Here is a 13646-nt window from a genome sequence, read left to right on the forward strand (position 1 = left end):
CTTCACCCGTTTATCCGGCGGCTGCCGCCGTACCTACTCCAAGCCCATCTCCTGACGGAGCGCGGGCGCCGCTTTATTGAACTCTTCTCCCCACTTCTGGAAGACGCTTACGTCTCCTCCGTTCTTGAATAGAGCTCCCGTTTCCTCCCCCCACCACGGAATATATTTCTCTTCGCCGACGACCGTCCGCATCCAGCCGTCGGCTTGGACCGCTTCCCGGATGTTCTTGCCTTCCCAGCTTCCGGTCTGCGCGACTTCGTCCCACAGCTTCGAATCCGACGTGAGCGGAATATTGCCGTCGGACATGAGTACCCGTTGACCGTCCTCGGATAGGAGCCAGGAGAGAAATCTGGCCGCTTCGTTCGCATGCTTCGAGCCCTTCAGGATGCCGATCGGCGATATCGAGTTGTAGCCGACCGAACCGTTCGAGCCGTTCGGGAACGGCACGACGTCCCATTCGAACTGCGCGCCCTGCTTGCGGGCATTGCCTTCCCACGTCCCCATGACGTCGAAGGCGATTTTGCCGGACAGCCAGCTTCCCCAGCCGTTGGCGTCGAGACCGGCCTCCCCCGATTGCGCTTCGCTCGGACGGGAGCCGTCGACCCAGCCCAGATCGCCGTACCATTGAACGGCCTGCAGAACTTTCGGATCGGTAATCAGGCTCTGGGTCCAATCGGCGTTCATGAAATTCAAATTCGGCGCAAGTCCGTTGGATACCGCGTACACCTGCGGCGTTGTCATAAAGTTGAACGGCCCGGAAGCGAGTCCGAACTCTCCGGCTTTCGCATCCGTCGCTTTTTTGGCCATTTCGCGGAAATCGTCCCATGTCCAATCCTTCGTCGGCATATCCATGCCGTGCTTGGCAAGCAAGTCTTTGTTGACGAAAAGGACGTGCGCGTCGACCGCGCGGGGCAAGGCTACCAGGTTTCCTTTCCAAGAGAGCGCGTCTTTGACCGGGTCGGACAGCTGCGCCGCGGACAGCACCGGATCGCTATCCATGTAAGGCGTGAGATCGAGCAGCAGATCGTCCTTCATAAAGCCCGGGATGCCGGGCACCCAGGTCAGATCGGCCGGCGTGCCCGCAGCGCTCAGAGCGGTCAGCTTCTCGAGTACGGAGGCGTTGTCGCCTCCGTCGATTTTCTCGACCTGCAACGTGAGGTTCGGATACTTCTCTTTGAATTTCTCCGGAATCGTCTTGGTCCACAGCTCCGGACCCCAGACGAGCAGTCGGATCGTAACCGGCTCCTCCGACTCCTCCGGCTGTTCCGGCGACGGCGACGGACTGTCCGAGGCCGTTGCGGACGGCTGGCTCGCCGACGGCGACGGACTCGCTTTACCGTTGCCGCCCGAGCAGCCGCTTGCGACCATCGCGACCAGCAGAATCCATACGAAGGCCATGACGTGCTTGCGTTTTTTTAACATCTTCTCATCTCCCGATTGGTATTGGCATTGCGTACAACTAACCCCTAACTTCATCTCTTGCGACTTCGGATTACGTTTGCGTTAACGGCAATGGCATCCCTCCCGAACGTAATCTCGCCTCTTAATCTACGATTCCGGTGCGTTCCACGCCTTCGACGAACCATCTCTGCGCGATCATATAGACAAGCAGCGGAGGAAACACGATCAGGAAAGCGCCGGCCATTTTCGTCCCTTCGGTTACCGGATTAACGGCAAGCATCTCCATCGTCGGCGCTTGGCCGAAGATTTCCGTCTCCAGATTGGACAACCGCAGGGACAGCGGCATAAAATCATGCGATAAAAACATGGACGACAAGTAACCTTCGTTCCAGTGCCAGACGAACGAGAACAGAAAGACGACCAGGCAAGCGGGAACCGACAAAGGCAAGATGATCCGGAAGAACAGCCGAAACAGACTCGCGCCGTCGAGCATGGCCGCTTCCTCCAACGCCTTGGGCAGCGAGAGGAAAAATTGCCGAAAGATAAGGATGAACAACGCGCTCTTGAGCCCCTGACCGAACAGAGCCGGCACGATGAACACAAGCGGCGTATCCAGCCACCCCAATTTGCTGTAAATAACGTACAGCGGAATGATGATAATCTGGGGAGGAATCAGAAACGTCATGAAAATGAGCGCGAAAAAAACGGTTTTCCCCGGGAACTGAAGTCTCGCGAGCGCGTATCCCGTCAACGAGCAGACGAGAATCGAGATGAGCGACGGAACGACCGCCAGCGTCAGCGTATGGACGAGAGAGCTGGCGTAATGGAGACCCGCGTACGCATTGTCCAGATTCCCCCAGTCGACCTTCCTCGGAATCCATTGCACCGTCGGGTCGAGCAAGTCCGCCAGCGATTTCAGCATCGTCGAGATCATATAGAAGAGAGGCTGAAGGTACAGGTACGCAACGATCGATAGCAGGAAAATCAAGATCAGCTTGGCGACGAGCCCATCGTTCATGTGCTGACCGAGAAGCAGCAATTTGACCTTCTGGGCTTTCCGGTTTACGAGCGCGAGGCGCGCTCTTTGCGAATATTGCTTCACGATCATCGCCGTCTTCATGCCCACTCCTCCTTGTTCCGGCCCGTGCGGTTCAGAAACCACAGAATCAGCGCGATCATAACGACGATAAGCAGAAAATAGAACCAGGCGAGCGCGCTGGCGTAGCCATACCCCGTCGAGACGTTAAACATGTTGCGTCTGATCTGCTCCATGACCGGATTGAACGGGAAAGTAAATAAATCCACCATCGTATACAGCAGGTTCAAACCGATGAACGGCTTGATGCCGGGGAGCGTGATTTTCCAGAAGCTCGCCCACGGAGAGGCCCCGTCGATCCGGACCGCTTCGTAGATGGCCTTGGGAATCGTCTGGAATCCGGCGATGAAGATCAGGATCTGCACGCCGGAGGACCACAGAATGAGAATCATCATGCCCAGCAGCTGCGTCATCATTGCCGCCGTAGACGGACTGAAATTATCCTTGATATAACCGTCAACGCCGTACTGCGTCAGGAAAGGCACATTGCCTGCGCCCTGCTGGAACAGCTCCGTAAGCACCTGACCCGTCGAGAAGACGACCGGCAGGAAAAAAATCGCCCGGTAGACGAACCTCCCTTTGAATTTCTGATTCAGCATCAGCGAGACGAGCAGCGAGAAGACGATGATGATCGGGAGCATCAGGATCATTTGCTGGAAGAAGGTCAGGAGCTGGATCGGGTACTCGTTGTCCTTGAGCAGCGCGTCCTTGAAATTCTGCAGGCCGACGAAGCGATAAGCGAAAGAACCGGACCCGGTCAGATTCACTTTCTGGAAAGCCAAGTACAACGACCAGCCGATCGGAAACGCCATGAAGACGCAGAACCCGATCATCCAAGGCAGCATGAACAGATAAGCCTGCCCTCGACTTCTCCATCGGTACCGAATTTTGGCCTGTCGGCGCAAGCGGGCCGGATTCATCCTGCTCCTCCTTTCTCCACGCGGAAAGATTTGGCGTTATAATCGACGACGACCGTAATCCCGTTCGCATACTTCGTGGCGAAGATGCCTTCCGCGCGCTTGGCGTGCCCGATCATCGGCTGGTCGGAGATATCGGCCAAGCGGTTAAACTCCTCGTATTCCCGGACAAGCTTTTCCTTCCACTGCGAGAATCGGCTTGCGAACAATCCCCACGTTTTCGTGTCCATTAGCGTTCGGCTGCTCTCCGCCGTTAAGGTGAAGGCGGGAACCGCCCCGTATTCGATCGCTTTCAGAAATTCTTCCTCGTTATTGTCGCGCAGGTTCCCGTCGGTCATCGAATAAGCGATGCTGCCGTGAAGGACCATGGGATAAAAAGGGACGGTTTCGTCGATCGCATAGTATTTATGGGATTCGGACGTCAGCCGCTGAATGTCCGTCAGCGAACGAAGCGCGTAAGCGTTGCCCAGATAAGCGCCGGCTCCGCCCAATTCGAGCCTCGTCTGCTTCAGAATCCGATCGAACACGACGGCGGTATCGTTTCTCGTATAGCGACGGTTCGGGTTGTAGTCCCGGAATAACGCGTCGCCGAGCCAATCGTAAAGAATACCGTCCGCGCCGAGCTTGCCTGCGTCGCGGATCAAATCCCGGGCCAGATCGTAGGTGACGTTCGGATTGAGGAAGAAGTATTCGTCCGCGAACAGAACGTCGCCCTCCGCCGAACGAATGCCATTCGTCTTGGGCGACAGCTTAAGCGCCTGCGAATCGCCCTGCACGAGATCGGCCGCCAAATATAGCCGGTATCCAAGATCGTGCGCCGTATCGATAAGCGTCTTCAATCCCGCTTCTCCGCCCAGTTTCTTCTCTGCTTCCAACTTTAACGTCGGCGCCAGACTGCCTTCGCGCTGCCAATTCAGCAAGGTAACCCGGACATTGTTCAGACCCGCCTCCTTGAGCTGCTCCAGCATTTCTTCCGCCTGGCCGAAAGTCGTCGCCGTCTCGTAACGGCGGCTGCCGTAGGGAATCGTATCGCCTCCGACGAGAGTCAGATGCAGCGGGACGTCCGTCTGCGGATCCATCGGCGGACCGAGCTGCCCGGCGTCGAGCAGATGCTGCCGATAGCGCTTGGCCATGCCGGCGTAATCGGCTTCCTCCCCCTCCAGAAACGCGTACAGAATGGCCCGGTCCTCCCGCAGGGGTTCCTCCTGGAACACCCGGAGCGATCGGCCGCTCAGATTGAGCCGCCGGTTGTATTCTTCGCGGTACAGAAAACGGGCATTGACGGAATTCAGCGTGCTGACCAGACCCGAAGGCAGCCCGCGCACGGCTGAGGCCTTCTCTCCCGCGGCAATGACGGCGACAAAAGCGCGGTCCCCGCGTTTCAATCCGAATACCGGCATCGACGCGGTAACCGGTCCGAACGTCTTGTTCGTCATTTCCGGCCCGTAGACGTATTGATCGTAGCCGTCCCCGACGATCTCCCGTTCCCGGGGAAAACGGATAAGTCCGCCGGGGCCGTCCGGCACGAAAATGTAGCCGGGCACGGCATCGTCGGCCGCTCCGAAGAACGGCAGCGGATCGATCGACAGGATGCGGAACTTGCCGTTCTCCTCGATGCCCGCGGCGGGGATCGACACGCGGAAGCCGTCCGCCGTCAACTGATACAGCATGCTGAACGCAATATCCAGCTTTCCGATGTCGAACCGCACGGCCACGCCGTCGTCCATGGCGGTGAAGGTCGGCGTTACGCTTGGCTCCAGGACGTTCGTCACCAGGCGCTGCACCTTGGATTGCTCGTAATATTCCAGAATGAACGGCGATTCCAGGTTCTTTCGCAAGGCGCCGCCGACCGTTTCGTTCTCCAGCGCGGCCGGATCGGGATTGCTCCGCCACCGTTCGCCGCTGCTTGCATTCTTGACGATGACCTGGCCCGTGGCAGGCTGCACGAGCAGCTCGTATCGCTGCGTACGCGCCGCCACCGCAAAGCCCTGCGCGTCGAGGTCCGACGGCTGCCAGGCAGCGCCTTGCGGCATGGCGATCGCCGCTGGCGCGTAAGCGGCGGTATCGAACGATTCCGCCGAGGGAGGCGTCAGCAGGCCGCGAACCGCTAGTCCCGCGCAGACCGCGGCCGCGCAGATCGCCGCGGCAAGCCACAGTCTCTTGCGTCTGGTCACGTTAGCCAAAGACTGTCGCCTCCTTGTACAGTTGATAGATAAAGTCCGACACGTTGTAAGTCAGGCCGGTCGTAACCGCGACGAACAGGAACAGAATGCAGATCGCCACGACCGTGATGGCGCTGTTCTTCAAATTTTCCACGAATTCGAAATTATGGACGACCTGAGAGCTGACGAGAAGCAGGGCACCGCTCCACAGCCACGTCAGCGACGCCAGCGATGAAACGAGAATGCCTTCTTCCAGCACCAGAAGGCGCGATAGCGCGATCGACAGCGGCATGAGGGCGATATAGGGCATCAGCGCGAATAAGCTCGACTGCAGCACGTCCCGGAACTTCCCTTCCCCGTCCTTGACCGTGCTGACCAGATAGTTGGCGACGACCCATGCGGCGAGCGGAGCCAGGAAACGGGCGATTTCCGACGCCGGCTTGATTGTGTCCAGGTTGTACGGATGGAATATAAATCCGGTCCAGTACAAGGAAGCGATCTTCACCCCGACGAGCAGCAGGACGATCAGCAGCAGGGTGACGGCCGACAGCTTCCGCCCTTTGATTCGGTAAAAGCCGTCGAACGGATGAAACATCGTGCGCCAAGCATCCCGCAGTTCCCTGCCGATGCGGCCGACGGAAGCCGGAACGACTTTGCGCGCCCTTCCCGCCAATCGCCGAAGGACGAACCTATAGAGCGCCCAGGCAAACGCGATGGCGCCCGCCATGTAGCCAAGATCGTTCTGGATCCACTCCAGCCGATAAGTCCAATAGGCATCGGAATACCTTTCGTTGTCGTAGGAGATACGGAAATTCTCCATCGCGTCCTTCGGCCGCCCCTGCTTGGCCGCGATTTCTCCCAATCCCGAATAGGCCAGGCCGATGATCTCGTTGTACGATATCACCTTGTTCCAGTTCCGTTCGCTTTTCTCGTAATCGCCGACGTAGTAATCGGCCGCGGCCGTCAGCACCGCATCGCCGAATTCGGTTCGGTCGAAGGCCTGCAACAGCCCCTGATCGGAATCGAGCACCCACAAGCGATACCGGGTATCGATGCCGATCCCGACCGGATAGGAAAGCACGCCCCGCTGCTGCGGCTCCTTGCGAATGCGGCCGAACGCGAACAACTGGGTTCCTCCGGGACTGTAGATGGAGATCATCGCGTCCCATTTGTTCTCCTTCCTGTCGAGGACGTAGAAGAAATCCCGCCCGTCCGTCGCGACATCCGCGATCTGGTCGGATTCGGCGAATTTGGCCGTCTTCAGGCTCGTAAACCGGTTCACGCCGCCGGCCGTCAGCTTCTTCACCGCCCCCGCGGTCACTCCGGTCGTCGTCGCGTACACGTACCCGCTTCCGTCTATCGTCGCGTTGGTCAGCTCGGGAGGACGCTTGATCTCCTCCTTCGCCAGTTGCTCCTTCGTAAACACGGTCCTTTTCAGCCGATCCAGCCACGTCCCCGCCGTTCGGTTGCCGCCGAAGAAGCCGGTGAATTCGCCCTTCCCGTCCATTCGCACGAGCCCCTGGTAGGAGCCTTTGGAGACGATATACATGACGCCTCTAGCGTCCACGCTCACCTTCGTCGGCATGAAAAAGTAGGACGGCGGCATCAGCCCTTCCGCCGGCTTCCCGAACGCCCGAAGAAAGGTCCCGTCCGGGTCGAACACGGCAATGCGCTGATGACCCGTATCGGCGACGTAGATCGTGCCGTCCGACCGAACGAATACCCCTTCCGGTGCCTTCAGCGCGCCGTCTCCTTCGGCATCGCCGATGCTTCTCGTCCACTTTCCCCCGCTGTCGTATTCGATCACCCGGTCGTTGCCTTTGTCCGCGACGAACAGCCGGTCGTCCGCCGCGACGAACAAGTCGCTCGGCTGCTTCATCGCCTGCTCGCCTTTCCCGACGATCGTCATTCCGACGGTGTATACGTCCTGCATCCCATACGTTCTCGTGCTTGCTCCCCCGGTTCCGTGGGAGACGTAGAACGTATCGTAGGGCTGCCAAGCGGAAGCTTGCATCGGGAACAAAAGAAGGACGGCCAGCAGCACCGGGACGGATCTCGCCATCGTTCGCATCATCATACATTCGCCTCGTTTCGTTCTACTTCACGCCCGAATGGACCATCGTCTCCATGATCCTTCTTTGCGCCAGCAGGAAGATGATCAGATTCGGCAGAAACAGCAGCAACCCGGCGGCCGCCGCCATTCCCTGGCCCGCAACCGTATTCGCCGCGCCGCTCGTAAGCGTCATCATATAGTACGGCAGCGTCTTCATCGTCTCGTCCTGCATGAACAGCGTCGATGCGGACGTATCGCCCCACACGCCCTGGAACGTGATGATCGAGATCGTGGCGATGGCGGGCATCGCCAACGGAACGATGATGCGGGCGAATACCCGGAATTCCGACGCTCCGTCGATTTTGGCCGCCTCCAGCAGTTCGTTCGGAATTTGGTCGATGAACTGCTTGATCAGGAACACCGCGACCGGAGAGGCGACGACCGGCAGAACGTGACCGAAATAAGTATTGTTCAAGTTCAGCCAACCGATGATCAGATAGCGGGGGATCGCCACGGTCTCGGCCGCGTACATGAGCGCCAGCATGATCGCGCCCATCACGATCCGCTTCGGTCCGAACTTCAGCTTGGACAGCACGTACGCGGCCATGCAACTGGACAGGATGACGGCGGCCATCGCCAGCGCGGACACGAGCACGCTGTTGTACAGATAGCGCGAGAACGGCACGATCGTCGCCCCCGGACGCAGGAACAGGTCGTAAAAATTCGTCAGCGTCGGCTCCTTCGCGAGGAACGTCGGCGGGAACAAGAACAGCTCGTGAAAAGGCTTGAAAGCATGGTTCGCGATGAAGACGATCGGCAGCGACATGAAGGCGGCCAGCAGCAGCAAGCCCATCAGCAGCAGCGTTTCGAACGGCGTCATCTTTCGCAGTTGCTTCGCGATCGTTCCCATCTTCAGTCCCCCTCCTTCGGGCCGAACAGCCGATAGCTAAACCTCATGGCGGCATAGGAGAACAGAAGCAGCACGACCGAGAGCATCGACGCGTAACCGAGCTCGAACCGGATAAAGGCATAATCGTCGATATGATTCAGCATTAAATGTCCGGCATATTGCTTCGTAATCGGCAGCCCCGTCAACTGAACGGAGATGGCTCCCGCCTTAAGCGTTCCGACGATCGCCATCACGGCGCTGAACAGCATTTGCGGTTTCATCGACGGAACGGTAATGTAGAACACTTCCTGAAGCCGGTTCGCGATGCCGTCGATGCGTCCCGCTTCGTAAAGCTCCCGATTGACCGTGTCGAAGCCGGCGAGCATCGCCAGAAACCCGACGCCGAAGCTCATCCAGATCGTGACCAGGATCATGACGTTCAGCAGATACTTCGGATCCTGCAGCCACAGCACCGGCGTCTGAATCCAATCCATTCGCATCAGGAAATTGTTGAGATAGCCGACGTAATCGCCGCTGAAGGCGGCCTGCCACACGACGACGAGCGCGACGCCCCCTGCCATCGACGGGGCGTACATCGCGAGCGTGACGATATCCCGCACGCTTTTGGGCAGCTGGTAAATAAGCCAGGCAAGGAAAAACGTGAGCAAATACCCGATCGGACCGACAAAAAAAGCGAACTTCAACGTGTTGGGCAACGCGTATTTCATGAAGATCGTGTCTTGGGTCAGGAGCGCCGCGTAGTTTTTGAAACCGATCATGTGCGGGGACCGGAACGCGTCGTAAGACGTGAAGCTCATCAGAATCGCCATGAATACCGGCAGCAGGATGAACGACGCGAAGCAGAGCAGGAACGGCGCCATGAACGCGTAAGCGATCCGCTCGCTCCACATTCTGCGCAACAGAGACAGCTTCATGGCCTCGCCTCCCCCCAATCGTAGGGCCGAACGATGACGGGAAAAGCCAACCGATCGTCATCGCGAAGCCCGAGGTCCTTCCTCTTCCTCGCCATCTCCCGTTCCAACGCCGTGAACGAACGATCCAGCGAATCTTTCGCCGGAACTCTCTGAACGACCGTCCGGTTCCAAGCGAATTCCATTTCCCGCGCCAGCAAATAACCGCCCGGCAGGAACGGCACGTTGCGTACCCAGCGGTTCTGTTCTTTGATCGCCGCCATGTCGTCGGCCGGCCAAGGCGCGAGCGCCATCGCTTTCATATTCGCGGTGTTCCAGCGGTACTCCGGGCCGTAGAACGATTCCATCGCATTGCCGTATTGCAGTTGGACGTCGTCTCGCGTCCACCATTCAAGGAATCGCCAGGCCTGCTCTTTCTTGTCGCTTTTGTTCAGAATCATCGCCGCCGTCATCGTATTCATTGCCCAGCGCGCCACCTCTCCGCCGTCTTGAAGGGTACCCGGCATCGGCGCGATTCCCCAGTCGCCGCGTATTTCCGGCGCGGACGTGAGCAGTTGAACGTACGTGTTGAAATCCGCTACGCCGATCGGCATCGTCCCCAGCTTGAAATGCTGGAAAAAAGCCGGCACCTCCTGAGGCAAGTCGTATTTGCCGAACAACTCCGTCCATTGGGCGAACGCTTCGTAAGCTCTATCCGTGTCGAACGCGGGACGGGCGCCGTCCGGCGTATAAAACTCCGCGCCCCGCTGATAGAAGAACGGCACGAAATCTTTGGCATTGAAATAAAACTTCATCCCGCTCTCCTGCAGCGTCGGCAGCAGCTTCCGCAAATCCTCCCAGGTGTCGGGCACGGTCAACCCCAACTCGTTCAGGATGCTCTTGCGATAAAACAGCAAAGGGTAGGACTGGGTTTCCGGCAGCGCGTACACCCCTTCCCCATACCCGAACGAACGCATAACGCCCGGGTGGAATCGCGATGCGACGTCTTTGAAGTCGGAAAATTCCGACAAATCTGCCGATGCCTCCCTCATCGCGTAATCGACCGGCGTATCCTGAGCCAGCCCCAGCGCCACGTCCGGTTGATCGCCCCCGGCATTGCTGAGCGTGAGCGCGCCGGCATCCGGCATGAAATTGACGTTTACCGCGACCCCCGTCTCCGGCGTAAAGCTCTGATCGATCATTTCCTGCAGCAAGGAAGCGTAGTCCCGGCCCCTGCCGACCCACACCTCGAGCGCATTGTCGTCGTTCAGGGATCTGGCGTTGTAATTCAAATAGAACGTCCTCGCGAAATTGACCGCCGTATACGGGATCTTGTTCAACGTCGTCGATTCCTTCAGGGAAGGATGGGCACCGGGCTCGCGAACGACGAGAAAGTCGATCGACATGCCGCCGTTGGCGAGCGTATCCATCCAGGTGCCGATCCGCATCTGAAGATCGGGGAACCGTCCCAGCTTGTTCGGAACGGCGTCGACGTCCCGGAGCAGATCGTCCAGAATCGAGATGCCGATTCGCAGAGATTGGGTCGCGTCCGTCTTGCTTCCGCTCAGGCCGTCCAGATAGTTCATCGCGGTCTGCAGCCTATCGCGAATGGCTTCCAGCCGTTCGCCGATATCGGGCATGAAACCCTCGATGTCCCATGTACGGAAAGCGTCGCCCGAATTGGCTCCGTAGTCCCCCGTCAGCTTGCGCAGCTTCTGCTCGAGGCCGTACAATTCCCGAACGGTGTCTTGCAACGATAGAAGCGCCGGATATTGAGGCGAAGTATCGGCCACGAACCGGATCGTATGCTCGCCCGCCGCAAGGCGGAACTTAAAAGGAGCGCCGCCTAAGCCGCCCAACGTATGAACCTCCAGCCGATCGTTGTACGCGAACGGATAATGCAGCAACTCGCGGAACGGCGTCCCGCCGTCGATCAGCACGGTGCGATAGGCGTTCGCTTTCCCGACGAAACGCTGGAAATATTTCACGTCGATCTCGTACCAGCCTTCGGACGGCACTTCGAACGTCCACTCCGCCCATTCGCCCGCCCTTTTCCAGCGCAAGCCGTCCAAAATGTTGTAAACGAACCGGCCTTCGCCGTCCGGGGACACGTAAGGCTCGTTCTGCGTGCCCGTCTGCACGGACGGATGGGACTTCAGCGAATACCGCTCCCCTTCGATCAGCGAGAACCACGCCTCGTCCCCCGCGGAAGCGGAGACGACGGTCGCCGAAGGTTCCGATGCGCCGCCGGTCGCGGTATTTCCCGTTTCCACGGCAGCCGAATATTCGGCATAATCCGGTATCGGATCCGGCGCGCGCAGACGGATCGCTCCCCATGCCATCGGCTCGTTCCGGGCCGTGAAACGCAGCGTATGAACGCCTGCGGTCAGCCGGAACTTCAAGGGCTCCGACGAGACGGCGTAGTTCGTCATCCGGGCGGTCAGCCATGCGGAGGACTCCGCTTGCATCGAGCGGATTTCGTTGCCGATCGCGTCTTTGCGGTAAGGGACGTCCTTGTCGCGCCACCGCTTGACGAATTCCAGGTTGCCCGCCTCCGAGAACGGCGATTGTCCGTCGATCTCCAGCGCGTAGAAGATCGAGCTGCTGCTGTCTTGTTTCATCGACTTATAGGTGAATTCAAGCTCGTAGACACCGTCCGCCGGCACCTCCACCTTCCATTCCGTCCAGCCGGAGCCGTTCTCCCAGAAGAGCGCGCGGCTACCCAATTCCGCATCCGGCCCCGTAGAAAGGACCGCATCGGGAGAAGCGGCGGCATAGCCGGACGGATCGATCTCGATCGCTTCTCCCGCGAAGAAGGGCGGGCCTTCCGCCTCCAGGCGATTAGCCGCGGCGGCATAATACGGCACGCCGTTCTCGTCTCCCGCGACGGCATCGATCGCCGATGCGGCGACGGCCGGGTAGAACGACTCGTCTTGCCCCCAGGACCGGATGGCGTATCCGGCCGCGACGGCGGCGAGCAGAATCGTATATAGGATCCATTTACGTAGCCTCATTCCGTCTTCCCGCCTTCCGCCAGTTAAAAGATTCCGAGATTTCGACCGGTTTCCCCGTCGAAGAAGTGCGCTTTCTCCATCCGGAAGCCGATGTCTATTTTGTCCGCCGCGTGATATCGGGAACCCGACTCCACGACCCTGGAGATCAGCCGAATGTCGCCAAGGCTCATATATAAGTAGGAATCGGCGCCCATCATCTCGATGATGTCGATCTGGGCTTCCACCGTCTCGTCCGTCCTATCCGACGCTTGACGAGGCTCCATCTCCACATGCTCCGGCCGAATTCCCATGACGATCTTGCCGAACTTCGCCGAGGTGACGAACGCCCGATATTGGTCGGGCAACCGCAGGCGCAGACGCTTGTTCCGGAAGTAATACTTGCCCTCCTCTTCCGTAATCGCCCCTTCGATCAGATTCATCGCCGGCGAGCCGATGAAACCGGCTACGAACAAATTGGCCGGGTAGCCGTATATTCTTTCCGGCGTATCCGCCTGTTGAATGACGCCGTCCTTCATCACGACGATACGAGATCCCATCGTCATCGCCTCGGTCTGGTCGTGCGTGACATAGACGGTCGTCGTGCGAAGCTCCCTGTGGAGCCGGATGAGCTCCGCCCGCGTCTGCGTCCTCAGCTTGGCGTCGAGATTGGACAGCGGTTCGTCCATCAGGAACACCTCGGGCTCGCGAACGATCGCCCGGCCGAGGGCGACGCGCTGCTTCTGTCCGCCCGACAGTTGACTCGGCTTCTTGTGCAGCAAGCCGGCGATCTCGAGCGTTTTGGCCGCTTTTTTCACCCGTAGCTCGACCTCGTGTTTGGCCGTCTTCCGCAGCTTCAAGCCGAGCGCCATGTTCTCGTAAACCGACAGGTTCGGATACAGCGCATAGTTCTGGAACACCATGGCGATGTCCCGATCCTTCGGCGACACATAGTTGATGAACCGGTCCCCGATATAGATCTCGCCTTCCGTGATGTCCTCCAATCCAGACAGCATGCGCAGCGTCGTCGTTTTGCCGCAGCCGGAAGGGCCGACCAGCACGACGAACTCTCCGTCTGCGATCTCGAGGTGAAAGTCGACGACGGAAGGTTTCTTCTCGGCGCGATACTGCTTGCTGACGTGATGGAACGAGACGTTCGCCATGCTAATCTCCTCTTCCCGGTCGAATTTGATATCGGGCAGCCTTATAATCGGGCTTGCCGAAGAG

9 protein-coding genes are annotated in these 13646 nt (G+C 59.0%); all 9 read right to left on the reverse strand.

The genetic code is table 11. The features are described from left to right. Window positions 1-33 precede the first annotated feature (33 nt). The 9 genes from HH215_RS16660 to HH215_RS16700 all read right to left on the reverse strand — a co-directional run bounded on the left by HH215_RS16660 (window position 34) and on the right by HH215_RS16700 (window position 13582). The gene (locus HH215_RS16660) at window positions 34-1422 is read right to left on the reverse strand and encodes an ABC transporter substrate-binding protein (protein ID WP_169280932.1); all 1389 of its coding nucleotides are present in this window, start codon (window positions 1420-1422) and stop codon (window positions 34-36) included. 121 nt (window positions 1423-1543) lie between these two features. Further along, complete coding sequence (locus tag HH215_RS16665) at window positions 1544-2521, reverse strand: carbohydrate ABC transporter permease (RefSeq protein ID WP_169280933.1); 978 nt, start codon at window positions 2519-2521, stop codon at window positions 1544-1546. Further along, entirely contained in the window at window positions 2518-3417 is a 900-nt protein-coding gene (locus tag HH215_RS16670) for a carbohydrate ABC transporter permease (RefSeq protein ID WP_169280934.1), read from the reverse strand. The genes HH215_RS16665 and HH215_RS16670 overlap by 4 nt, the downstream gene beginning before the upstream one ends. Further along, window positions 3414-5588, reverse strand: coding sequence for a DUF5696 domain-containing protein (locus HH215_RS16675; RefSeq protein WP_254450582.1), 2175 nt, complete (start codon window positions 5586-5588; stop codon window positions 3414-3416). Before HH215_RS16675 ends, HH215_RS16670 begins: the two co-directional genes overlap by 4 nt. Before the next feature lies 1 nt (window position 5589). After that, complete coding sequence (locus HH215_RS16680) at window positions 5590-7653, reverse strand: YIP1 family protein (protein ID WP_169280936.1); 2064 nt, start codon at window positions 7651-7653, stop codon at window positions 5590-5592. Between the two features lie 19 nt (window positions 7654-7672). Then, complete coding sequence (locus HH215_RS16685; RefSeq protein WP_169280937.1) at window positions 7673-8539, reverse strand: carbohydrate ABC transporter permease; 867 nt, start codon at window positions 8537-8539, stop codon at window positions 7673-7675. A 2-nt stretch (window positions 8540-8541) separates the two neighbouring features. Continuing rightward, complete coding sequence (locus HH215_RS16690) at window positions 8542-9453, reverse strand: carbohydrate ABC transporter permease (protein WP_169280938.1); 912 nt, start codon at window positions 9451-9453, stop codon at window positions 8542-8544. Next, window positions 9450-12443 carry an extracellular solute-binding protein gene (locus HH215_RS16695; RefSeq protein WP_169280939.1) on the reverse strand — a complete coding sequence of 998 codons (2994 nt, stop codon included), beginning with the start codon at window positions 12441-12443 and terminating at the stop codon, window positions 9450-9452. Before HH215_RS16695 ends, HH215_RS16690 begins: the two co-directional genes overlap by 4 nt. Window positions 12444-12466: 23 nt before the next feature. Beyond that, the gene (locus HH215_RS16700; RefSeq protein WP_169280940.1) at window positions 12467-13582 is read right to left on the reverse strand and encodes an ABC transporter ATP-binding protein; all 1116 of its coding nucleotides are present in this window, start codon (window positions 13580-13582) and stop codon (window positions 12467-12469) included. Between the last annotated feature and the right edge of the window lie 64 nt (window positions 13583-13646).

This window comes from Cohnella herbarum (assembly GCF_012849095.1).
Lineage (GTDB): Bacteria > Bacillota > Bacilli > Paenibacillales > Paenibacillaceae > Cohnella > Cohnella herbarum.